This is a genomic window from Planococcus sp. MSAK28401 (assembly GCF_018283455.1).
In the GTDB taxonomy this organism is placed as follows: domain Bacteria; phylum Bacillota; class Bacilli; order Bacillales_A; family Planococcaceae; genus Planococcus; species Planococcus alpniumensis.
On the sequence record NZ_JAAMTH010000001.1, the window covers coordinates 493,597 to 513,879 of the forward strand.

22 protein-coding genes are annotated in these 20,283 nt (G+C 50.0%); 17 read left to right on the forward strand and 5 right to left on the reverse strand.

Features of this window, described 5'->3' with window-relative positions; all coding sequences use genetic code 11:
• Nucleotides 1-99 precede the first annotated feature (99 nt).
• The 4 genes from G3255_RS02615 (at nucleotide 100) to G3255_RS02630 (ending at nucleotide 4,736) form a co-directional block, all read left to right on the forward strand.
• The gene (locus tag G3255_RS02615; RefSeq protein ID WP_211655732.1) at nucleotides 100-1,575 is read left to right on the forward strand and encodes a potassium/proton antiporter; all 1,476 of its coding nucleotides are present in this window, start codon (nucleotides 100-102) and stop codon (nucleotides 1,573-1,575) included.
• Between the two features lie 85 nt (nucleotides 1,576-1,660).
• Nucleotides 1,661-4,018: a penicillin acylase family protein gene (locus G3255_RS02620; protein ID WP_211653170.1), complete on the forward strand. Its 2,358-nt coding sequence runs from the start codon at nucleotides 1,661-1,663 to the stop codon at nucleotides 4,016-4,018.
• A 32-nt stretch (nucleotides 4,019-4,050) separates the two neighbouring features.
• The gene (locus tag G3255_RS02625; protein ID WP_211653171.1) at nucleotides 4,051-4,404 is read left to right on the forward strand and encodes a fluoride efflux transporter FluC; all 354 of its coding nucleotides are present in this window, start codon (nucleotides 4,051-4,053) and stop codon (nucleotides 4,402-4,404) included.
• Nucleotides 4,401-4,736, forward strand: coding sequence for a fluoride efflux transporter FluC (locus tag G3255_RS02630; RefSeq protein WP_211653172.1), 336 nt, complete (start codon nucleotides 4,401-4,403; stop codon nucleotides 4,734-4,736). The genes G3255_RS02625 and G3255_RS02630 overlap by 4 nt, the downstream gene beginning before the upstream one ends.
• 47 nt (nucleotides 4,737-4,783) lie before the next feature.
• On the opposite strand, the gene G3255_RS02635 is transcribed toward G3255_RS02630, so the two are convergent.
• Both G3255_RS02635 and G3255_RS02640 read right to left on the reverse strand, forming a co-directional pair.
• Nucleotides 4,784-5,770 carry a P1 family peptidase gene (locus tag G3255_RS02635; RefSeq protein ID WP_211653173.1) on the reverse strand — a complete coding sequence of 329 codons (987 nt, stop codon included), beginning with the start codon at nucleotides 5,768-5,770 and terminating at the stop codon, nucleotides 4,784-4,786.
• Nucleotides 5,771-5,869: 99 nt separating this feature from the next.
• Nucleotides 5,870-6,289 carry a universal stress protein gene (locus G3255_RS02640; protein ID WP_211653174.1) on the reverse strand — a complete coding sequence of 140 codons (420 nt, stop codon included), beginning with the start codon at nucleotides 6,287-6,289 and terminating at the stop codon, nucleotides 5,870-5,872.
• A gap of 167 nt (nucleotides 6,290-6,456) precedes the next feature.
• On the opposite strand from G3255_RS02640, the gene G3255_RS02645 reads away from it, so the two are divergent.
• From G3255_RS02645 to G3255_RS02655, 3 genes are read left to right on the forward strand one after another with little or no spacing between them, the layout of a single operon-like run.
• On the forward strand, nucleotides 6,457-6,828 hold the full coding sequence (locus tag G3255_RS02645) for an ArsR/SmtB family transcription factor (protein WP_211653175.1): 372 nt from the start codon (nucleotides 6,457-6,459) through the stop codon (nucleotides 6,826-6,828).
• Nucleotides 6,785-8,875 (forward strand): heavy metal translocating P-type ATPase, encoded by a 2,091-nt coding sequence (locus G3255_RS02650; protein WP_211655733.1) that lies wholly within the window; start codon nucleotides 6,785-6,787, stop codon nucleotides 8,873-8,875. Before G3255_RS02645 ends, G3255_RS02650 begins: the two co-directional genes overlap by 44 nt.
• Nucleotides 8,876-8,896: 21 nt before the next feature.
• A complete protein-coding gene (locus tag G3255_RS02655) occupies nucleotides 8,897-10,015 on the forward strand; it encodes a GNAT family N-acetyltransferase (protein WP_211653176.1) in 1,119 nt (372 codons plus the stop codon).
• A 61-nt stretch (nucleotides 10,016-10,076) separates the two neighbouring features.
• Here the strand turns inward: G3255_RS02655 and G3255_RS02660 are convergent, their stop codons facing one another.
• The gene (locus G3255_RS02660; protein WP_121300999.1) at nucleotides 10,077-10,232 is read right to left on the reverse strand and encodes a lmo0937 family membrane protein; all 156 of its coding nucleotides are present in this window, start codon (nucleotides 10,230-10,232) and stop codon (nucleotides 10,077-10,079) included.
• A 228-nt stretch (nucleotides 10,233-10,460) separates the two neighbouring features.
• Between G3255_RS02660 and mntR the strand changes: the two genes are divergently transcribed.
• The 6 genes from mntR to G3255_RS02690 all read left to right on the forward strand — a co-directional run bounded on the left by mntR (nucleotide 10,461) and on the right by G3255_RS02690 (nucleotide 15,225).
• Nucleotides 10,461-10,883: a transcriptional regulator MntR gene (mntR, locus tag G3255_RS02665; protein WP_058381815.1), complete on the forward strand. Its 423-nt coding sequence runs from the start codon at nucleotides 10,461-10,463 to the stop codon at nucleotides 10,881-10,883.
• Between the two features lie 23 nt (nucleotides 10,884-10,906).
• Nucleotides 10,907-11,767, forward strand: coding sequence for a CvfB family protein (locus tag G3255_RS02670; protein ID WP_211653177.1), 861 nt, complete (start codon nucleotides 10,907-10,909; stop codon nucleotides 11,765-11,767).
• 54 nt (nucleotides 11,768-11,821) lie between these two features.
• Nucleotides 11,822-12,709 carry a DUF1002 domain-containing protein gene (locus tag G3255_RS02675; protein WP_211653178.1) on the forward strand — a complete coding sequence of 296 codons (888 nt, stop codon included), beginning with the start codon at nucleotides 11,822-11,824 and terminating at the stop codon, nucleotides 12,707-12,709.
• A 203-nt stretch (nucleotides 12,710-12,912) separates the two neighbouring features.
• Complete coding sequence (locus tag G3255_RS02680) at nucleotides 12,913-13,881, forward strand: ring-cleaving dioxygenase (protein ID WP_211653179.1); 969 nt, start codon at nucleotides 12,913-12,915, stop codon at nucleotides 13,879-13,881.
• Nucleotides 13,882-13,959: 78 nt separating this feature from the next.
• Nucleotides 13,960-14,241: a GNAT family N-acetyltransferase gene (locus G3255_RS02685; protein WP_211653180.1), complete on the forward strand. Its 282-nt coding sequence runs from the start codon at nucleotides 13,960-13,962 to the stop codon at nucleotides 14,239-14,241.
• A 435-nt stretch (nucleotides 14,242-14,676) separates the two neighbouring features.
• A complete protein-coding gene (locus G3255_RS02690) occupies nucleotides 14,677-15,225 on the forward strand; it encodes a DUF4064 domain-containing protein (protein WP_211653181.1) in 549 nt (182 codons plus the stop codon).
• 83 nt (nucleotides 15,226-15,308) lie between these two features.
• Here G3255_RS02690 and G3255_RS02695 read toward each other — a convergent pair whose 3' ends face one another.
• Nucleotides 15,309-15,800: a GNAT family N-acetyltransferase gene (locus tag G3255_RS02695; protein WP_211653182.1), complete on the reverse strand. Its 492-nt coding sequence runs from the start codon at nucleotides 15,798-15,800 to the stop codon at nucleotides 15,309-15,311.
• A gap of 94 nt (nucleotides 15,801-15,894) precedes the next feature.
• Between G3255_RS02695 and G3255_RS02700 the strand changes: the two genes are divergently transcribed.
• Together G3255_RS02700 and G3255_RS02705 are read left to right on the forward strand one after the other, a co-directional pair.
• A complete protein-coding gene (locus G3255_RS02700) occupies nucleotides 15,895-16,353 on the forward strand; it encodes a GNAT family N-acetyltransferase (RefSeq protein WP_211653183.1) in 459 nt (152 codons plus the stop codon).
• Nucleotides 16,354-16,420: 67 nt separating this feature from the next.
• Nucleotides 16,421-16,825 (forward strand): YbyB family protein, encoded by a 405-nt coding sequence (locus G3255_RS02705; protein ID WP_211653184.1) that lies wholly within the window; start codon nucleotides 16,421-16,423, stop codon nucleotides 16,823-16,825.
• Between the two features lie 59 nt (nucleotides 16,826-16,884).
• Here G3255_RS02705 and G3255_RS02710 read toward each other — a convergent pair whose 3' ends face one another.
• Nucleotides 16,885-18,009 carry an MFS transporter gene (locus G3255_RS02710; protein ID WP_211653185.1) on the reverse strand — a complete coding sequence of 375 codons (1,125 nt, stop codon included), beginning with the start codon at nucleotides 18,007-18,009 and terminating at the stop codon, nucleotides 16,885-16,887.
• Between the two features lie 177 nt (nucleotides 18,010-18,186).
• On the opposite strand from G3255_RS02710, the gene G3255_RS02715 reads away from it, so the two are divergent.
• Together G3255_RS02715 and G3255_RS02720 are read left to right on the forward strand one after the other, a co-directional pair.
• Complete coding sequence (locus tag G3255_RS02715) at nucleotides 18,187-19,080, forward strand: diacylglycerol/lipid kinase family protein (RefSeq protein WP_211653186.1); 894 nt, start codon at nucleotides 18,187-18,189, stop codon at nucleotides 19,078-19,080.
• Between the two features lie 303 nt (nucleotides 19,081-19,383).
• Nucleotides 19,384-20,169 carry an AraC family transcriptional regulator gene (locus G3255_RS02720; protein ID WP_058381804.1) on the forward strand — a complete coding sequence of 262 codons (786 nt, stop codon included), beginning with the start codon at nucleotides 19,384-19,386 and terminating at the stop codon, nucleotides 20,167-20,169.
• The last annotated feature ends 114 nt before the right edge of the window (nucleotides 20,170-20,283 follow it).

Genomic DNA, 20,283 nt, shown 5'->3' on the forward strand with positions numbered 1-20,283 from the left:
AAACTAGCGGCACTCCTTTAGACGGAGTGCCGCTTTTTTAAGTAGGGCCATTATTATGGTATAATGAATTCAAAGTAATTTGCGGAGTGGGTGGTCAATATACAGAGCTTTAGTGTAGACGGTATAATCTTGATCGGCGGGATCTTCCTCCTTGCTGGCGTTTTAATGACGAAAGTATCTGCTCGCGCCGGCGTTCCCTCGCTCGTTTTGTTTATGTTCCTCGGCATGGTGTTAGGCAGTGATGTTTCAGGCCTCATCTACTTCTCCAACGCAGAAATTGCCCAGATGGTCGGAATTGTTGCCCTCATTATTATCCTCTTCGAAGGCGGTTTGCAAACCCAGTGGAAGCATATCCGCCCGGTTCTTGGCGGTTCGATCGTCCTGGCGACGCTTGGGGTTTTGATCACGACAGGCATTGTGGCTGTCGCAGCGTATTATGTTTTTGATTTGACTTGGCTGCAGGCTTTGCTGCTTGGTTCCATCGTCGGTTCGACGGATGCCGCAGCGGTATTTTCCGTTCTCGCAGGCCAAAACATCAAAGCCAAAATCTCCTCAACGCTCGAAGCGGAGTCAGGAACGAACGACCCGATGGCGATGTTTTTGACCATCGCTTTCGTGCAATTAATCATGATCCCAGATTCATCGGTCTGGACGATGCTCGGCAGCTTCCTGCTTCAAATGGGGCTTGGCTTGGTCCTGGGATTGGCACTTGGATTTTTCGCGTCATGGACCATCAACCGGATTCGGCTGGATGCATCTGGACTTTACGCGGTGCTTGCCGCTGGTTTTGCGATTTTCATCTATAGCTTTACGGCCGTCCTCGGAGGCAGCGGGCTGCTTGCGGTTTACTTGGCAGCGCTTGTGATCGGGACGCGCGATTTGACGCATAGCTATTCCATCGTCTCTTTCCATGAAGGATTCGCTTGGCTCATGCAGATCGTCATGTTCGTCATTCTCGGCCTGCTCGTCTTTCCGAGCCAATTGGCGGACTGGGAACTGATCTGGAAAGGGCTTGTGTTATCGTTCGTGTTGATTTTTGTAGCACGCCCGATTGCCGTCTTCATCAGTACGGCATTCTTCGATTACGATGTGAAAGAAAAGCTGTTCATGTCGTGGGCAGGGCTGCGTGGAGCGGTGCCGATCGTTCTGGCAACGTTCCCGATGCTCGCGGGCATGGAAAACAGCATCCTGTTTTTCAATATCGTTTCGTTCATCGTGCTGACGTCTGCGTTGCTGCAAGGTTCGACCATCGCGTTTTTTGCCGAGAAACTCGGATTGAACGGGCGCCCGGTTCCAAAGCGAATCCATTCCCTGGAATTGGTGTCGATGGACCGTGCCAATGCAGAAATGCTTGAAGTCGAACTATCGGAGAAATCGCCTTTTGCTGGCCAGTTGGTACAGACGATCGGCCTTCCGAACCAGACCTTGATCAGTGCCATTATCCGTTCCGGCAAGCTCGTCATGCCAACTGGAACAACGCGTCTCAGAAAAGGGGATGTGCTGTATGTCCTTACTGAAAAGAAACAAGTGCCGAAAGTGAAACTGGTACTTGGAGAAGAAGATTTCGTCAACTAAGCTTGCCTCTGCGGCAGGCTTTTTTTGATGCTGAGGAAGGATTTTCCACTGCGCCAGTCGAATGAAAAGCAAAAAGGGGGATCCAATGATGAAAAAGAAAAAATGGGGGAAATGGCTATTGATTGCATTCGGGTCGCTGCTCGTATTGGCAGCCGTTGCAGTTATTTTTGCAAACGTTTACATATCGAAGTCGAAACCGGTTATTGAAGGTGAGGTGGCTGTTGGGGTGCTGGAAGAGCGCGTGACGGTCGTGCGGGATGATATCGGCGTGCCGCATATCCAAGCACAAAGTGATGCAGACTTGTACCGGGCGCAGGGCTATGTGCAGGCGCAAGACCGCTTATTCCAAATGGATTTATCAAGGCGGCAAGCGAGCGGACGCTTGGCTGAAGTAATCGGCGAAGCAGCCATTGATACCGATAAACACTTCCGCACCTTCAGCTTGCGCCGTGCCGGAGAAGCATCTTGGGAGGGCTACGGGGACGAAGCGAAGCAAGTGCTCGAATGGTATGCGGAAGGCGTCAACGCGTATATCGAAGAAGCCAAAGAAGAAGGGCGCCTGAGCTATGAGTTTGCGCTGCTTGGCTATGAACCCGAACCATGGACGCCGGTCGATTCTTTGGCAATCGGCAAATTCATGGCCTATGATCTTGGCGGCCATTGGAATTCGCTCGCTGTTCGGCATTGGGCGTTGAATGAATTCCCGGAAGATAAAGCGCGCGAATTGTTCATACGCTATCCGGAAGAGGCGCCGGCGATTTTGGCAGCGAACAAAAAACAGCCGGTCGTAGTCGCAGGAGCTTTCGATCCATCAGTCATTCCGCCAGAATTCAACGGCAGCAATAACTGGGTCGTTTCAGGCGATAAGACGGAAAGCGGGCTGCCGCTACTAGCAGACGATCCGCATCTCGGGCTCAGCACGCCATCCATTTGGTACCAGATGCATTTGGAGTCGCCGGAACAAAATGTCAGCGGCGTCATTTTCGCAGGTATTCCGGGAATCATTCTCGGGCATAACGAACAGATTGCATGGGGGGTGACGAATGTCGGGCCGGATGTCCAGGATCTGTATATCGAAACGCCGAACCCTGACGATCCGACACAGTTCCGTTATGAAGGGCAATGGGAACAAGCGGAGGTGCTAGAAGAGCCGATAAAGGTAAAGGATGGGGAGACAGTTGATTTCGAAGTGCTCGTCACGCGCCACGGGCCTATCGTATCGCCGGTCTTGTATGAAGAAGAAGAGTCTTCCGCTATTTTTTCTATGCAGTGGACAGCGCTTGAGCCGACACTCGAACTGCAGGCCGTGTTGAATTTTAATAAAGCGGAGAACTGGGAACAATTCGAAACGGCCTTGGAAGATTTCCAGGCGCCTGCACAGAATTTCGTATTCGCGTCGACTGACGGCACCATTGCGTACAAAGCGAACGGGCGCATTCCGATCCGCAAACAAGGCGATGGGCAATTGCCGGTGCCGGGTGATTCTGCTGAATATGGCTGGGATGGCTATGTGCCGTTCGATGAATTGCCGCGTTCGGTCAATCCGGAATCCGGCTTTATCGCGACCGCTAATAACCAAGTCATAGATGATAGCTATCCGTACCATATCACGGATTTCTGGGCGCAGCCTTATCGCTATGAGCGCATCGCGGAAGTGCTCGATGAAAACGATAAACTGACTGCGGAAGACATGATGGCTTTGCAGATGGACCAGAAAAATCTATACGCTGCAGAATTTCTTGAAGGAATGATGGCGGAAGTCGAAAAAACGACAGATGAACACGAAGAATTGTTCAAGATGCTGCGGGAATGGGACCAAGTCGACAGTGCAGGGCAAGCAGCGCCTTTCGTGTTCCATACATGGATGCGCCAATTGCCGGACACCTTATTCGAAGAACAATTTCCTGAAGATGTCTACGATATGCTGTCAGGCAAAAACCATATCACTGACGCTATGTTGCGCCAAGCTTTTGAAGGAGACGAGGGCGCATGGGTCCGTGAATATGGCGGCACAGGGAAATGGCTCGCTGATTCGCTCGATTTTGCTCTCGATGATATCGAAGCTGAACAAGGCAGCGATCCGCAAGACTGGGAATGGGGCGAATACCATCAGTTGACCTTCCCGCATCCTGTCGCGGGGGCCTCACCAATTCTCGAACAGTTCTTGAATCCGGACAAGGTGCCAGTGGGCGGCTCGAATATTACCGTTCAGGCAGCGGCCTTCAATGATGATGGTGATGTCGATCACGGGGCATCTTGGCGTTTTGTGGCCGACCTTGCCGATTTATCGAAAGCCTATCACATTGTGGGGCCAGGACTGAGCGGCCACGTGAAGTCCGACTTTTTCCATAATCAAGTCGACAAATGGGCGCAAGGCGAGTTTCATGAAACCCGCATCGAAGGCGATATGGAAGGAGCCGAATTAACGCTCATTCCTGAATAAGGTATACTGGAGAAAAACATTCGGGGGATTTTATGAAAAACATATTGGCTGTAGGGTTCGGCGGCATGGCCGGATCGCTTCTCCGCACGGCTGTGTTTCAATTCGCCGGGGCTGGGCTGGGCTTATGGCTTGTGAACATTATCGGAAGCTTCATCATCGGCATCGCAGCGGCCCGGTTGGTGAAGCGTTCGGCGGGAACGCGGCTGTTCGTCTCGACCGGCCTGATTGGTTCGTTCACAAGTTTTTCGGCCTTTTCAGCGGATTGGTTCCGCCTGCTTGAATCGTCCTTATTAACAGGCATCATGTATGCGCTTGGCATGACGGCCGCATCAATTGTTGCAGCGGCTTTGGGGTTGTTAGCGGGGCGCAAGGGGGTGGCCAAATGATCAGCATCGCGATATTCGGCTTTCTCGGGGCCGTTGCCCGTTATCTCTGTTATATGGCAGTGGAAAACCGTGCGCGCCAGCCGAAGCTTGCGACTTGGTTCGTCAACAGTGCCGGCTCGCTCATCATCGGTGCATGCCTCGGGGCAGGTGTGCCGGCAGCTTCCGGAATCTTCGGGTTTCTCGGCGCGTTCACGACATTTTCGACAATGGCGCTCGACAGTGTGAAGGATTTTGAAGACGGCCATTGGAAGCGGGGCATCTTTTATATTTCAGCGACCCTTGTTTCCGGCCTAGTGCTGTTTGCTGTCGGCTATTCAATTGCTTCTACGTAAAAAAACCGTTCCGCTGAAATAGCGGGACGGTTTTTTGTGTTGTGTTTTTATTCGAACTGGCCTTTTTCAACGACGCGTCCCATGCGCCCGGCAGTGGTCTCGGCATGGAACAGCGATTGATAGACCGCTTCTTCCGTTGATTCGATCACCCCTTGGAACAGCGAAGCCATCACGTCGTGGTCATCGCGCAATACCCGCAAATCAGTAAAAGGAGATTGCTGCTGGTGGGGAATGGTATAGGCGGTGGAGAAGGCGATGATGATGTCTCCTGAGCCGTTATGTACATGCGTGCCAGTTCGGCCGAGCCCGATCGCCGCACGTTTGGCGAGCCGTTTCAGCTGGCGGCTATCGAGCGGTGCATCGGTGGCGATTACGATGATGACAGATCCGTCCGGGCGCTGTTCCGGTGCGCCTTCCGGCAGCCAATTGGCGATGGCGATTTCTTCTTTGCGCCCGAAATTGGTCAAAACGAATGCGCCGGCCGTGAACTGTTCATCCCCGTATTCCACAGTGCGTGAAGAAGAGCCGATGCCGCCCTTGACGCCATAGCAAATCATCCCTTTTCCGGCACCGACAGCCCCTTGCGTAAAGTCAGCGGAAGCTGTGCGAATCGCCTCGGCAGCATGAAGAGGTTCGACCGCCATCCGCCGCATCGAATTCAAATAGCTGTCATTGCATTCGCCGACAACCACATTCAACGAGCTGGTCGAATCGCCGATGGCAGGATTTTCCGCAAGCATATAGTCCATCGTTCCTTGCAGCACCGCTGCTACGCTGAAAGTATTCGTCAGCATGATTGGGGATTCGATCACGCCAAGTTCATCGACTTGGATGAGTCCGGCGGTTTTGCCGAAGCCATTCAATACAAACGAGGCAGCAGGCGTTTTTCGTTCGAACCAGTTGCCGGCATGCGGCAGGATCGCCGTGACGCCGGTGCAGACTGACTCTTCATCATTGATCTTTTCGTCGAGTGTGATATGGCCGACTTTGACGCCTGGGACATCGGCGATGGAATTGCGTTTTCCTTTATGCATCATGATCCCCATTTCTGTTTTTCTGCATGACAACAGATACTTGCCCCGAGCTTGACAAAATGGGTGGGGTTGAACAGCGCTGCTGATTGCAGTTCTTCTTTATTTGATAACCAACACCGGCACTTTAACGCGCTTGGCTACTTTGTGGCTAACGCTGCCTAGCACGAATTCCTGAACGGGATTCAAGCCGCGGCTGCCGATGATGACGATATCGTATGGGTGTTCGTTGGCGTGGGAGACGATGGCCGGACCAGGTGCCCCGTGGACAATGACGCTTTTTACACGTATACCTGCTTGGCGAAAAATATCTTCGAACGGTGCCATATATTCGCGGGCAGCTGTAGCTATTTGCTCGCTTGTGAGCCCGCGATTACTTTCCCTTTCGGATTTTCCGTAATCGACCGCACAAATAATTGTTACTTGTGCCAAAGGCGTTCCTTTAACGAGTTGAATCGCATGTCGTGCGGCGCGTTTTGAATGATCGGATCCATCGATGGCAACCAATACGTGTTGGTACATAATTCGTCTCTCCTGTTCTATGATGTCGTTATTTTTATTAGTATAGCATTTACTGAATTACGAACGGGAGGCTGCATTTTTCATTCAAACAACGGTTTGACTGTTAGAGTCAATCAACGTATACTGAAATCAATCAAATGAAGGTTTGAATGAAGGGTGTGAACAGGATGAAAGAGATGTGCGATATTACAAAAGTCCATCCCGAAGCGGTCGATCGGGTGCAGCAGCATATGGTGGAGCTTGATGGCGTTTCGGCTTTGTTCAAAGCATTGGCAGATGAAACGCGCTTGAAGATTGCTTATGCGCTGACGATCGAGCCGGAAATGTGCGTCTGCGACATTGCCGCAGTGATCGGCTCATCGACAGCGACAGCATCCCACCATTTGCGGTATTTACGCGAACGGGATTTGGCGAAATCCGAACGCAAAGGCAAGCAGATTTATTATTCCTTGGCGGATGACCATGTGCGTCAGCTTGTGACCATCGCGAATGAACATGCGAAAGAAGGTGTTTCAGTTGAGCAAAACCTATCGTCTTGAAAATTTATCGTGTACAAGCTGTGCTGCGAAATTCGAACAGAATATCCGCAATCTGCCGGCAACGAAACACGTTGAACTGAACTTCGGCGCATCCAAACTGCGGGTCGATGGCAATGTGTCGATCGAAGAATTGGAAAAAGCGGGCGCCTTCGACCATATCCGCGTCTATCCGGAAAAACAACGCGTGGCCCATGTGCCATTTTATAAACGACGCCAGACGGTCGAAACGGCCATTTCGTTCGTCTTTCTCATCGCCGGCATCATCGCTTCATTCCAGCTTGGCGAGGCGCATCCATGGTCAATCGGCTTATTCGGCGCATCGATGCTGATCGGCGGCTATCGAATGTTTTCCACTGGAGCGAAAAATCTCAGTCGCTTGGAGTTCGATATGAAAACATTGATGACCATCGCGATTATCGGCGCTGTGATCATCGGCGAGTGGCGGGAAGGTGCAGTCGTCGTGTTCTTATTCGCCATCAGCGAAGCGCTGGAATCGTTCTCGATGAACAAAGCGCGCCAATCGATCCGTTCGCTCATGGACCTTGCTCCATCACGGGCATTGATCCAACGCGATGGCGAATTGATTGAATTGGAAACGGAAGACATCCGTATCGGCGATGTATTGATCGTCAAGCCCGGTCAAAAAATCGCCATGGATGGCACAGTGTTGCGCGGTGAATCGGCTGTCAACCAGGCGGCGATCACCGGTGAATCGATCCCTGCCACCAAACAGCCGGGAGATGAAGTGTTTGCCGGCACGATGAATGAAGAAGGCGCATTGGAAGTAACCGTCACAAAACGTGTGGAAGATACGACCATCGCAAAAATTATCCATCTGGTGGAAGAAGCGCAGGCGGAAAAAGCGCCATCGCAGCAATTTGTCGACCGTTTCGCGAAATATTACACGCCGGCAATTATTGCTGTCGCATTTTTGGTTGCGCTCGTTCCGGGATTTGTTACGGGAAATTGGGAGCTGTGGGTGTACCAAGGCCTGGCCGTGCTCGTTGTCGGCTGCCCATGCGCGCTCGTGGTATCGACGCCTGTCGCGATTGTCACGGCAATTGGCAATGCGGCAAGACAGGGTGTACTTATTAAAGGCGGTATCCATTTAGAAGAAACAGGGCGCCTACAGGCTATCGCGTTCGACAAAACCGGCACCTTGACGAAAGGTTATCCGGAAATGACCGATGTGTTGCCGGAAGAAGGTTATACGCCTGAGGAAGTGGTTAAGCTCGCGGCGTCCGTCGAAGCCTTATCACAGCATCCGCTCGCCCGTGCCATCACGAAACAAGCGCCCGAACTATACCCATCCGAACGTTTCCAGTCCTTGACCGGTAAAGGTGTGCATGCAGAAATCGGCGGCACGCGCATCCGTGTCGGCAGCTTAAAATGGGCTGAGGAGCACGGGTTCCATGCACCGCCAGCCGCTTATCGCCTGCAGGAAAGCGGAAAATCCGCGATGGCGGTATTTTCCAGCAAGCATTTATTCGGGGTAATCGGCGTTGCGGACGCCATTCGAGAAGAAAGCCCGGCGATTATCGAGCGCTTGAAGGAGATCGGTGTCAGTCGCACGATCATGCTGACAGGGGATCACCCGGCAACAGCTAAAGCCATTGCTGCGGAAATCGGTGTGACGGATATCCGTGCCGGATTGATGCCTGAAGATAAATTAGCAGCTGTTAAGGAGCTGCAGTCAAAATATGGACGCGTGGCGATGGTCGGCGACGGCATCAACGACGCACCGGCACTCGCGGCGTCCGATATCGGCATAGCCATGGGCGGGGCCGGAACGGACGCAGCGCTCGAGACAGCGGATATCGCCTTGATGGCGGATGATTTGGAGAAACTTCCATATACTATTCGACTAAGCAGAAAAACTTTGCGTATAATAAAGGAAAATATCATCTTTGCACTGGCACTGAAAATCTTGGCTCTGCTCTTGATCATTCCAGGCTGGCTCACGTTATGGATCGCAATCTTTGCGGATATGGGAGCTACGCTATTGGTCATCTTGAATGCATTGCGCTTGGTGAAAGTCCAGAAGTAAGAGGCGTTTGGAGGTTGCGATTTGAAGTTAACAGAATGGACCATGGAAGAGCACGAGAAATTGATCGAGTTTATGACGACCAACTCATGGCCTTATCATGGCCACGAACACCCGGTGCGCGCCTTGATCGAAAAGACGATCGTAGAAGGCGGCTATAAATCGGATCAGGTCAAGACCTTTTGGATTGAAAACGACGAAGGCGAACAAGTGGGCCTGGTGAAAATCTTTGACCTGCAGGATGAGATTCCGCTGTTCGATTTGCGGATCGCCGATTCCTACCGCGGGCAGGGCTATGGCCCGAAAGCGCTGCGCATGATCGCCGATTTCGTCTTTTCCTTGCCGGAGAAGAAAATCCGCCTGGAAGGCCATACGCGCCACGATAATTTTGCGATGCGCAAAGCGTTCGAACGAACTGGTTTCGTGAAGGAAGCGCATTTACGCCAAGCGTGGTTTTCGCCGAAACAAAACCGTTATCACGACGCGGTAACTTACGGTATGACTCGCGAAGACTGGGAAGCTGGCGTAACGACGCCAGTCATGTGGGATGACGCAGTCAAAGCGCCGGCAGATCCCCCTTTCAATCCGTTGTTACTGGAGTTTCCAGAAACATTTGAATCAGAGCGTTTAGTGATCCGTGCGCCAAAAAGAGAAGATGCCGTGCTTAGTTTTGAAGCGGTGCGCCACTCATTGGAGGCATTGCGCCCGTGGATGCCGTTTGCGCAACACGAGCCGAATCTCGCGGAAATGACGGCGAATTTGATTCAAGCAGAAACAGATTTCATGTTGCGCAAAGACCTGCGGTTGCATTTCTTCGATAAGAACAGCGGGCAGTTCATCGGTTCGAGCGGCTTGCACCGCATCGACTGGGAAGTGCGCAAATTCGAAATCGGCTATTGGGTGGACAGCCGTTTTGAAGGAAAAGGCTATGTAACGGAAGCGGTAGAGCGCATCACGCGTTTTGCGTTCGAAGAGTTGCAAGCGAACCGCGTCGAAATCCGCTGCGACCCGGACAATGTCCGGAGCCGCGCAGTAGCGGAGCGTCTTGGCTTTGAACTCGAAGGCATATTGCGCAAGGATAGCCTGTCGAGACATGACGGCAAGATCCGCGATACATGCGTCTATGCGAAAGTGAGAGCATAAAAAAACCCCGGGAAGGCAGATCGCTCTGCTTTCCCGGGGTTTTTTAGGGTCCGGTGTTTATCTAAACACCTTTCCTGCCTGTCACTAAGTTAACGATCAAGACGATTGCCGCGATGATCAAAAGAATGTGAATAAGTCCGCCTGCTACGTCTAATAAGAATCCGATCACCCATACCGCAAGAATTACTACCAAAATAATCCAAAGAATACGTCCCATGTTCTCCACCTGCCTTTCAGTTTCATCTATCTTTTGTGTTATATCTATCACTACCCTGAGCGAAAATGCGCTAAACCTTTCGCCATCCGTTCCATGCCGTTTTTATGAATGTTGGAAAATTGCCTTTATTCGGCGCTTTGGAAAGCATGCAGCAAGCGCCTGTGCTCAGTTGTTCACAAGGCGGCAGTATAGTAAACTGAACATAGCGACGCGAGGGAGGAACGGAATTTGCCTACTCCAAGTATGGAAGACCATATTGAAATCATTTATTCATTAATAGAGCAAAAAGGATACGCGCGCGTCTCGGATATCGCCGAGGCGCTATCGGTGTTGCCGTCATCCGTGACGAAGATGGTGCAAAAACTCGATAAGGACGGCTACTTGATCTACGAACGCTACCGGGGGCTGATGCTGACGCCTAAGGGGCAGAAACTCGGCAAGCGCTTGCTGCAGCGCCATGACCTGCTTGAGCAATTTTTGCGGCTGATTGGTGTGGATGAAGATAAAATCTACGGCGATGTAGAAGGAATCGAGCATCATTTGAGCTGGAATTCCATCGACCGCATCGCTGATCTGGTCCAGTTGCTTGAAGAAGATAAAGGCGTAGCGGAAAAATTGAAGAAGTTAAGCAACGAGCAAAAAAACAGCTAACCCAAATAGAGGAGGTATGCAGCATGGCTTTGCATCCAGGATTGAAAGCATTATTGCACATTAAAGACCGTTCCACATCCCAGTGGATCTTATCGGATGGTTCAGGGGACGAAGTGACGATGAACGCATCAGAAATTGAAGAAGGGCAAGAGGTCGGTGAGGAGATTGAAGTCTTCTTGTACCGCAACCGGCAAGGTGGCATCTCTGCCACACCGATGATCCCGCATATTTTGCCGAGTGAATACGGCTGGGCGAAAGTATTGAAAATTTCTCCGCGCGAAGGCGCAGTCGTCGATATCGGCACGACACGCGAAGTTTACGTCCTACCGGCTGACTTGCCGCCGGTGCAGGAGTTATGGCCGGCGCAGGGCGACCATATTTTCATGACGCTTCGGACAGACCGCTATGGTGATCTTTACGGGCGCCTGGCGACAGAAGAAAAGGTGCTGGAACTTTACGAGCGGGCGCCTGCTGAAGTTTATAACAAAGATTTGAAAGCACGCGCTTACCGCTTGCTGCCAGTCGGTTCATTCATGTTATCGGTGCCAGAAAACTATCGTGTCTTCGTCCATGAATCAGAGCGTGAAGCAGAACCGCGCCTCGGCGAAGAAAAAACGGTGCGCATCATCGATGTGAAAGACGACGGCACGCTCAACGGGTCTCTTTTGCCGCGCAAACAGGAACGCCTATCGGACGATGCGGAAGAAATTTTGCGCTACCTGGAAAATGCAGGCGGCCAAATGCCTTTTACCGATAAATCGTCGCCCGATGAAATCATGGAAATGTTCGGCATGAGCAAAGCCGCATTCAAGCGTGCACTCGGCAGGCTTTACAAAGAACGCCGCATCGTGCAAGAAGACGGTTGGACAAAATTGCTTGGCTAAGGAACTTTTCTGCCTCAAATGCGTACTAATATTTGAAGAAAGGGGCAAAAAAACATGAAAAAAATAATGATACTTGCCACATTAATGATGGCTTTCGCATTGGCTTTTGCCGGTGCGGCATCCGCAAATGTCGGAATAAATGAGAAATTTGGCTTGCCAATCGTCGTTTACGGAGGCGATTTATCCGCAGATGAAAAGGCGCAAGTTGCTGAAAGCCTGGACGTTGCTGGAGAAGCGGAAGTGGAAGAAATTGAAGTAACCGGGCAGGACCTAGTCACATACATTACGGACGGGGACGCGCGGGCACGCATGTATTCTTCTGCTAAAATCACCCGCACAGAAGAAGGTGAAGGGCTGGTCATTGAAATCGCCACGCCGGATAATATCACCCAAGTGACAACGGATATGTACGCCAACGCCATGCTGACGGCAGGCATTGAAAATGCCACCGTAGAAGTGGCTGCACCGAAAGCGGTAACTGGGCATTCTGCACTTGTCGGGATCTACAAAGCCTATGAAGTCAACGGGGAGCAGCTCGATCCTGAACGGACAGATGTTGCCAATGACGAATTATCCGTGGCGACAGAATTGTCTGAAGGCGGCGTCGACCAGGAAAAAGTCAGCGAATTATTGACAGAAATCAAAAAGCAGATCGCTGAACAGAATCCGGCAACACGTGAAGATGTCGAACAGATCGTTGAAGAGCAATTGAGCCGCCTGCAGATTGAATTGAGCCCTGAAGATCGCCAATTGCTGGTCGATTTGATGGACCGCATCCGCCAGCTCGATATCGATTTCTCGAAATGGTCGACTGAATTGGAAGACTTGAGCAAGACGATCAGTGATAAAATCGATACCGTCGTCAATGACGAGGGGTTCTGGGAAAGTGTGAAACAATTTTTCCGTGATTTGGCTAATACCGTTCGCGGCTGGTTCAACTAAACCATTTTTCTCCAGAGATGAATCCGCAGGAAAATAATGAATAGAAAATAACGTAGTCCTGGAAAATCGTGAAAATGGTTTCCAGGACATTTTTTTGTCCTTTACCCCGGTAAAGCGTAAACAGCTGTCTTGCAGAAAAACCTCAGTAAATGATAAGCTATAAGTAATAATCTCGAATTCGAGATAAAGAAAGGGTGCTTTTCATGCAAGTTGCAGGCATTCACCACGTTTCAGCAATTACAGCCAACGCAGATAAAAACCATGACTTCTTCACGCGCATTCTTGGGATGCGCCTTGTCAAAAAAAGCGTCAACCAAGATAACCCGTCTTCCTATCATTTGTTTTATGCAGACGCAGTAGGGACACCGGGAACCGATATGACTTATTTTGATATCCCGATGGCAGGCAGAACCTATCCAGGCGTCACTGCCATCAGTAACACCGGATTTCGTATCCCATCAAGCGAGGCACTTGATTACTGGTTGGAGCGTTTCCGTGAGTTCAGCGTCCCATACGGCGAAAAAACCCAGCGTTTTGGCCGGGATACTGTGGAATTCCAGGACTTTGAAGGATCGCGCCTGATGTTAGTCGTCGATCAAGGAGAGGGCATCCCATTTGGCAAACCTTGGACAAAAGCGAGCGTTCCGGAAGAGTTCGCGATCCGCGGGCTTGGGCCAGTCAGGCTGACAGTGCGTAAAGCGGAGCGTACAGCTAAGGTGTTGACGGATATTCTCGGGTTTTCAAAAGCCGGTGCCTATGCGCCGGAAGTGGAAGGTCAACCAGAAATAATCGTCTTTACGACAGGAGAAGGCGGACCTGGCGGCGAAATACATTTAGAGGAGCGCTCAGATCTTCCGCCGGAGCGTCCCGGCCGGGGAAGCGTCCATCACGTAGCGTTCCGTGTGAAAACTTACAAAGAGTATCATCAATGGAACGAATATTTGCGTGCCAACGGTTTCCAAACGTCCGGTGAAGTGGACCGTTATTATTTTAAAGCGATTTACTTCCGTGAGCCGAGCGGGATCCTGTTTGAGTTATCGACAGATGAGCCTGGCTTTGCGACTGATGAAAATGCAGACGAACTTGGCGAAGGTTTGGCCTTGCCGCCATTTCTTGAGCCGAGACGCAAGGAAATCGAAGACTCTCTCCGTCCGTTGAAGATCAACCGCTAATTGACGATAAACCTGAAGCAACGGGAAATTTCGATTTGCTTGCACAGATAAAGTGGAACATAAGGAGGAATTGGATCGATGGAATTGAAATTTACAGAACTTGGGCATGATGAATTCGCTTTTCGCGAAACAAACGGCGAGACAGTGAAAGCTGAAATCACGTGGACGCAAATGGCTGATTTGATGGTCGTGGAATACACCTATGTCGAAGAAAGCCTGCGCAATCAAGGGCTTGCAAAAGAACTCGTCGACCACGCAGCAGCTTATGCACGTGAAAACCAGTTCAAGATGCAGCCGGTTTGTTCATATGTAGCTGAAGTGTTCGAGCGTTCGGATGAATACAACGACGTCAAAGCCTGAACTTCAATTCGCATTAAAGACGCAAAAAAAGCAATCCATTTCCTCATGAAGTGGATTGCTTTTCTATGTATTGATGAATGTTTGGCTCATAGGCTCACTCCTTCTTACAGGCTTGTCATGAAGAACACGATGGCTGTAAGGATGGATGCGCCGCCTACCCCGTACATGAAATCCGCTTGGTTAAAAATTAGTTTATTTTCCATTTTTTAGAACCCCTTTTATATTTTGTATTTGTCTTGCTGATAGTAATAAAATACCCAGCTTGATAAAATTTAAACAAGTTTTAATAATATTTCAGCGGGAATGAAAGTAATACGAAACCAAAATGGCGCGAAAGCGTATAGATGAGAGAAGAAACATAATAAGGACAGAAGGGCACGCCGGAAGCGTCCGAATACGCCGTGCAGCCCGGAGACAGAAATGGGAGGTTTTTTAATGAATCAGGCACCGGAGAATTACGGAACCATCAAAAGGACAGGAGAAAAAGCTCTTGGCATCATCGGTTCCATTTTCAATGTAATCGGCATCATTCTATCGATTATTGTCATCACCAGCTTGAGCGGTTTTGAAGGCAGCCAGATGCAAATGGAGATGCAGGAAGAACTGCGCAATGATCCGACTTTATCAAGTCCGGAAGATGCCCAAATGGCAGTAGATACATTTGATGCCATCGTGGCAGGATTTGACGTCATTGGCTGGGTATTGGTCATTTTGCTTGCGATCAGTACGGTCTTCGCCGTTTTGGCCATCACGAAATTGAAATCATTTGAGAAAGCGAACACGGCAGGTATTTTCTTCATCCTAGCCGGGATCTTCGCCGGGATTTTATCGCTGACATCGATCCTCTTCTACATCGCTGCGATCATGTGCTTCGTGCGCAAGCCGCCGCTCCGTGAAGATGAATTGATGGGCCGCAGCAATGAACCGGCCACAAGAAGTGATGCGGTAACGCGTGAAGACGACACACCGTACCGCCCCTTGTAAGAAAAGAAAATCGTTAACTCTTAAATTCAAGCAAAGAAAACCCCCTCGAAGCGAATTCGAGGGGGTTTTGTGCAGTTCTAGATTTATTGCGCTTGGCCTGAAAGGTCGAAAACGTATTTGGCTGTCTGAAGGGGATGCCCTTCGAACAATTCCTCAAATTCTTCGAGCAAGAGGAAGCCGTTCGCTTCGTAGAAGTTGCGGCCTTTTTGGTTTTTGCTTTCGACGTAGACGAATAATTGCTGCCCGCCTTTTAAGCGCGACAAGCCATCCGACAGCAGTTTCTTGCCGAAGCCTGAACGTTGGTGCTCGGGCTTCATGTACATGGCGATCAATTCGGCATCGCCGTCTTCATCGACTTTCGTGAAGTTCGCGAAGCCCACAGCTTGCCCGTCTTGTTCAGCAAGCAGGAGGATCGTCCGCTCCATGCGCATTTCGAGCATTGGGGTCGAGTAGGATTGCTCCAAAAACTTCAGTTGTATGGGAGCTGGAATGATCCCTTCGTACGTATCATTCCAGCTGATGTGAGCGATTTCCCGTACAGATTCGATATCTGCCGGTGTACCTGTGCGAATCATGCGATCACCTCTGGAATTATTTTTGCTATCATATCAAACTCTAGCCTGAATAGCCATTGATGTGGAATAATGAAATCATAGGAGGCGATGGATTATGGCGTGGAAAAGTTATCAATTTGACGACTTCACAGCACAAGCATTATACAATATATTAAAGCTTCGTGTCGAAGTATTTGTGGTGGAACAGAATTGCCCATACCCGGAATTGGACGGGTTGGATGAAGTTTCAACCCATATGGTATATGAAGAAGACGGCGAGGTGCTTGCCTATGCCCGGCTGGTGCCGGCAGGGAAGAAATACGATGCGCCATCGATCGGCCGCGTCATCGTCCGCAAAGAGGCGCGCGGCCGTGGACTGGCAAAGGAACTCCTCGAGCGCTCGATCCGCTATATTGACGAACAATGGAAAGAACCCGAGATCCAATTGCAAGGACAAGTGTATCTGAAAGAGTTTTATGGCTCATTCGGTTTCGAAGCGATTTCAGAGATTTACAATGAGGACGGCATTTCGCATATCGACATGAAGCGATATGCGGCCGAAACAGCTGAGTGATTCATGATTAGCTTTGGCCGATTAGGGTAAACAAGGCATAACAAGAAAAGAAAAAGGAGTGCTGCAAATGGCTAGGAAAAAAGGTGGCGGCAGAGGCTTGCTTTTAGCAGGACTGGCAGCCGGTGCATACGCATATTTCAAAAAACCGGAAAACCGCGAGAAAGCAACTGTTGCATTTAATGATGTGAAAGCGAAGGTGAATGAGTATATGGAATCCCAAAACTTGGACCAGAACAAAGACCAGCAAGACCAAAAAGGCGAAGGCTTGGACAAGACCGACTTACAGGAAAACAAGATGACTTCTGAAGGCGGTACGCAAGCAACTGTCCAGTACTACAATGAAAAAGAGCAGAAAGAAAAGAAAGAAGACAATGACGATGTGAAGCTTTCTTCAAACGACGACAGCGAAGAAAAATCGGAAAACACCGATTCGGTTTCATCCGAGCCGCGTTTGAATACCGATAAGCTGTAAATTCCAAAAAGACCGCCCTGGCACCTGTGCCGAGGCGGTCTTTTACGTTGCCAAGAAAATCAGCGTTCGAGCGTCAGCCAATTGGCCAAAGCGATCGACAGCAATAGCGATCCGCTGAACAGGAAACCGCCGTCTGCAGTGAGTGCCAAAGCCCCGGTGACTCCGGAACCTGCGACGACGCCGATGGAGAAAAAGGCATAAAAATATCCGTAGGCACGCCCTCTTGATGCGGGTTCTGTGGCATCGATCAACAAGGAATTGATCGAAGGGAACAACAGGGCGAAACCGAATCCGTACGTACACATTGCCGCATACAGCAGCGGTTCTGTCGAGATATTTGCGAGTGCGAACAGCGAAGTGCCCATGACGGCAAAGCCGATGATTAGAGTGATGATCGGGCGCACGGCATCGAACAGCCGATTGATCGGCAACAGGAAGACCAGGATGGCAGACAAGCCGAATGCGCTTAGCAATAAGCCGCTCAGTTGAGTGGGAAGCCCGAGCGCCTCCACTTTCAGTGGCAGCATATAAGCAAGCACGCCTTGTGAGAACATCAAAAAGAATGCGCCTGAAAAAGAGCGCCAAAGCCCTGCGTTCCATTGAAAAGCTTGGCGTTTAGCAGACGAACTATCCACTGGCTTATTCACTTGATGCCTCCGCAATAGAAAGAACGCAGCAATCGCGAGCAAGCCGATCAAGGTGCCGGTGACGGCCATGGTCTCTGGGGCGCTGCCGCGGCTTGTATAAATCGCTCCGTAAGCAGGGCCGATGATTGCCGCAAGCCCCACGAAGGCGCCGGAAATTGCTGCATTTTTACCGCGGCGGCTATGGTCGGTGCGGTTCGCTAAATAAGTGAACGCGGCCGGTACCGTCAACCCGGCCGCTAAGCCATGTAAAAAGCGGATGGCGAGAAGGCTGTAAGGTCCTTCTGCCAAGCCGTAGATGAACAGCGCAGCACTTGTCGAAGCAAGCCCCGTCAATAAGATGGCAAAAGGTCCTTTGCGGTCGGAGAAGATGCCTGATATGATATTGCCGAATGTATTCGATAATGAATACATACCGACAGCAAGGCCTGCCAAAAATGGCCCGGCACCGAGCGATACGGCAAACGGGCTGATGATTGGCAATTGGGCAAATAAATCAAAAAACGCGAAGAAGATGATAAGATAAATGAAAAAGCGCAAGGGGGTCCCCAACTTCCTTTAAGATGTAGTGATGCGCGGCACTTCCAACTTGAGCGACGCATTTGTCAATAGGCCGGCGCCTGGGTGAAAAGAAATAAATGCGGCAAGGTGGATTATATTCCGCGTGGTTTAGGGTATTGAAACACATGACCTTATTATAGCACCGGAGGGAAGAAGATGAAAAAAGCGATGTTCATTTGGAACCCTTCCTCAGGGAAGGAACAAGCGGCAGATTATAAAGACTTTGCGGAAAAGACATTAACGGAAATGGGCTACCAAGCCGATATGCGTGAAACGACAGGGCCTGGAGACGCCACACATTTTGCTGAGGAAGCATGCGAAAAACACTATGACCTCGTCGTGGCGATGGGTGGCGACGGCACAATCAACGAAGCGGTATCGGGTTTGGCAGAAAAAGAACACGAACCGCTTTTCGGATTGGTTCCGCTCGGCACGGTCAATGACTTTGCGCGTGCGCTCGGCATCTCGTTGGACCCGGAAGAAGCGATTGAAGGCTTGAAGACAGGGCGTGAAAAACGCGTAGACATCGGAAAAGTCGGCGATCAATACTTCATGAATATCCTGGCGATCGGTGAAATCGCTGAATCGACTTATGAAGTGGAGCCTGAACAGAAGACCAAGCTCGGGGCTTTCGCTTATTTCGTCGAAGGCGTCAAAGCAGTCACTTCGGATGAAGTCACGACATTCGTCATCGAGCATGACCATGGCACTTGGGAAGGCGAGGCCAAACTCGTTCTCGTGGCATTGACCAATTCGGTGGGCGGGTTCGAGAAGCTGGCGCCGGAAGCATTGACTGACGACGGCCTACTCCATTTGTATATCGTTGAAAACGCTGCGCTTCCGGCATTTGTCCGCATGGCGACGGCCTTGGTGCGCGGCAAATTCGAGGAAGATCCAGCTGTGGAAGCCATCCATACGACGCGGGTTTCAATCCGAACGAGTGAGCCGCTGTCTTGTAATATCGATGGGGATGAAGGCAGCACCACGCCATTTGATATTGAAATCATGCCGCGCCATATCCGTGCGGTCGTTCCTGGGGAAACCGACTAATAGAGACTGCCGGACAGCTGGCCGGATATAGATACAGCACAGAACAGGCCGTGAATTAGCGACGGCCTGTTTTGAGTTTTTGTAAAAACATTGGGAATTGGAACTTTTTCGTCGCTGAAACGTACAGTTAAGTGTATAATTGGTTTTAACTGTTACTGATGTCATATGTTTGAAATATAAATTAGCTCAATTTACTTAAAAACTTGTAAATTTATCTGTAAAACGCTATTATTATTATTTATTCAAGCAGTTCATTAAATGAATAAGTTCGTTAAATTTTTTACATAGAAAGCCGGGGAGAAGATGAATATACTTGAAACGCCATCCATTCAGGAAACCATTTCCAGAATCTTTATGAACGAAACAGAAAACGTCGCGCAGCTGGAGGGGCTGGAACGTTTTTTTGAAGTCGAGACTCAACTAATGCACGAAATCCACAACCTGGAGAAAGACCGTGCTAAAGAAACTTTGCGTGAATTGATCGACATGCTCGCCCTTCACGCAGGAAAAGACATCATTCGGACCGTCCGCAATTATTACATCATTTTATCGTCCGTTATGGCACGTAAATTGTATGAAATGCGTGTACCGCCGAAAAAAGCGTTCGCTTTTAATGCAGCTTGTGTCGAATTGGTCGATAAGCATATGAACGATTCGGAATTTATGTATGTGGCCGATGAATTGATCGAGTTTTTCACGTCGATCATCTCGGAACGCAAACAGCCGTCATTCGGCCACCAAACCGTCAACAAAGTCGTCATTTTCATCAATGACGAAGTCGAACGCGATTTGTCGGTGGAGGAAATCGCTAAACACTTCAATATTTCGACCAGCCACTTGTCGCGCATTTTCCGCGAGCATGCAGGAATTACGCTGGTGGAATATTTGAACGTGCGCCGCGTGGAAGAATCGCAATATTATTTGCGCCATTCCAATAAAGGGATTTCGGAGATTTCCAAGCAATTCCACTTCTGCAACCAGAGCTATTTTACGCGGATCTTCAAAAAATATACCTCGGTGACGCCAAAGCAATTCCGCGACAGCCAGCATATTCCTTATTTCCGCTATACTTTGCCGAATGCCAAGTAAAGGAGAAGCAATTCTCCTTTTTTCTTATGCCAAATTTTTGTCACAAGAAATGAAAAAAGCAGCCAGTCCACGGACCGTGCATTGAATTTTTGCGTCCATATCGTTATACTTCTT

Excerpts from the sequence above, each read along its gene's own strand:
- G3255_RS02620 (WP_211653170.1), top strand. The coding sequence starts at position 1,661 with ATGATGAAAAAGAAAAAATGGGGGAAATGGCTATTGATTGCATTCGGG.
- G3255_RS02705 (WP_211653184.1), top strand. The coding sequence starts at position 16,421 with ATGGCTAGGAAAAAAGGTGGCGGCAGAGGCTTGCTTTTAGCAGGACTG.
- G3255_RS02630 (WP_211653172.1), top strand. The coding sequence starts at position 4,401 with ATGATCAGCATCGCGATATTCGGCTTTCTCGGGGCCGTTGCCCGTTAT.
- G3255_RS02625 (WP_211653171.1), top strand. The coding sequence starts at position 4,051 with ATGAAAAACATATTGGCTGTAGGGTTCGGCGGCATGGCCGGATCGCTT.
- G3255_RS02685 (WP_211653180.1), top strand. The coding sequence starts at position 13,960 with ATGGAATTGAAATTTACAGAACTTGGGCATGATGAATTCGCTTTTCGC.
- G3255_RS02715 (WP_211653186.1), top strand. The coding sequence starts at position 18,187 with ATGAAAAAAGCGATGTTCATTTGGAACCCTTCCTCAGGGAAGGAACAA.
- G3255_RS02720 (WP_058381804.1), top strand. The coding sequence starts at position 19,384 with ATGAATATACTTGAAACGCCATCCATTCAGGAAACCATTTCCAGAATC.
- G3255_RS02635 (WP_211653173.1), bottom strand. The coding sequence starts at position 5,770 with ATGCATAAAGGAAAACGCAATTCCATCGCCGATGTCCCAGGCGTCAAA.
- G3255_RS02700 (WP_211653183.1), top strand. The coding sequence starts at position 15,895 with ATGGCGTGGAAAAGTTATCAATTTGACGACTTCACAGCACAAGCATTA.
- G3255_RS02695 (WP_211653182.1), bottom strand. The coding sequence starts at position 15,800 with ATGATTCGCACAGGTACACCGGCAGATATCGAATCTGTACGGGAAATC.
- G3255_RS02670 (WP_211653177.1), top strand. The coding sequence starts at position 10,907 with ATGGCTTTGCATCCAGGATTGAAAGCATTATTGCACATTAAAGACCGT.
- G3255_RS02690 (WP_211653181.1), top strand. The coding sequence starts at position 14,677 with ATGAATCAGGCACCGGAGAATTACGGAACCATCAAAAGGACAGGAGAA.
- G3255_RS02675 (WP_211653178.1), top strand. The coding sequence starts at position 11,822 with ATGAAAAAAATAATGATACTTGCCACATTAATGATGGCTTTCGCATTG.
- G3255_RS02680 (WP_211653179.1), top strand. The coding sequence starts at position 12,913 with ATGCAAGTTGCAGGCATTCACCACGTTTCAGCAATTACAGCCAACGCA.
- G3255_RS02650 (WP_211655733.1), top strand. The coding sequence starts at position 6,785 with ATGCGAAAGAAGGTGTTTCAGTTGAGCAAAACCTATCGTCTTGAAAAT.
- G3255_RS02660 (WP_121300999.1), bottom strand. The coding sequence starts at position 10,232 with ATGGGACGTATTCTTTGGATTATTTTGGTAGTAATTCTTGCGGTATGG.
- G3255_RS02645 (WP_211653175.1), top strand. The coding sequence starts at position 6,457 with ATGAAAGAGATGTGCGATATTACAAAAGTCCATCCCGAAGCGGTCGAT.
- G3255_RS02640 (WP_211653174.1), bottom strand. The coding sequence starts at position 6,289 with ATGTACCAACACGTATTGGTTGCCATCGATGGATCCGATCATTCAAAA.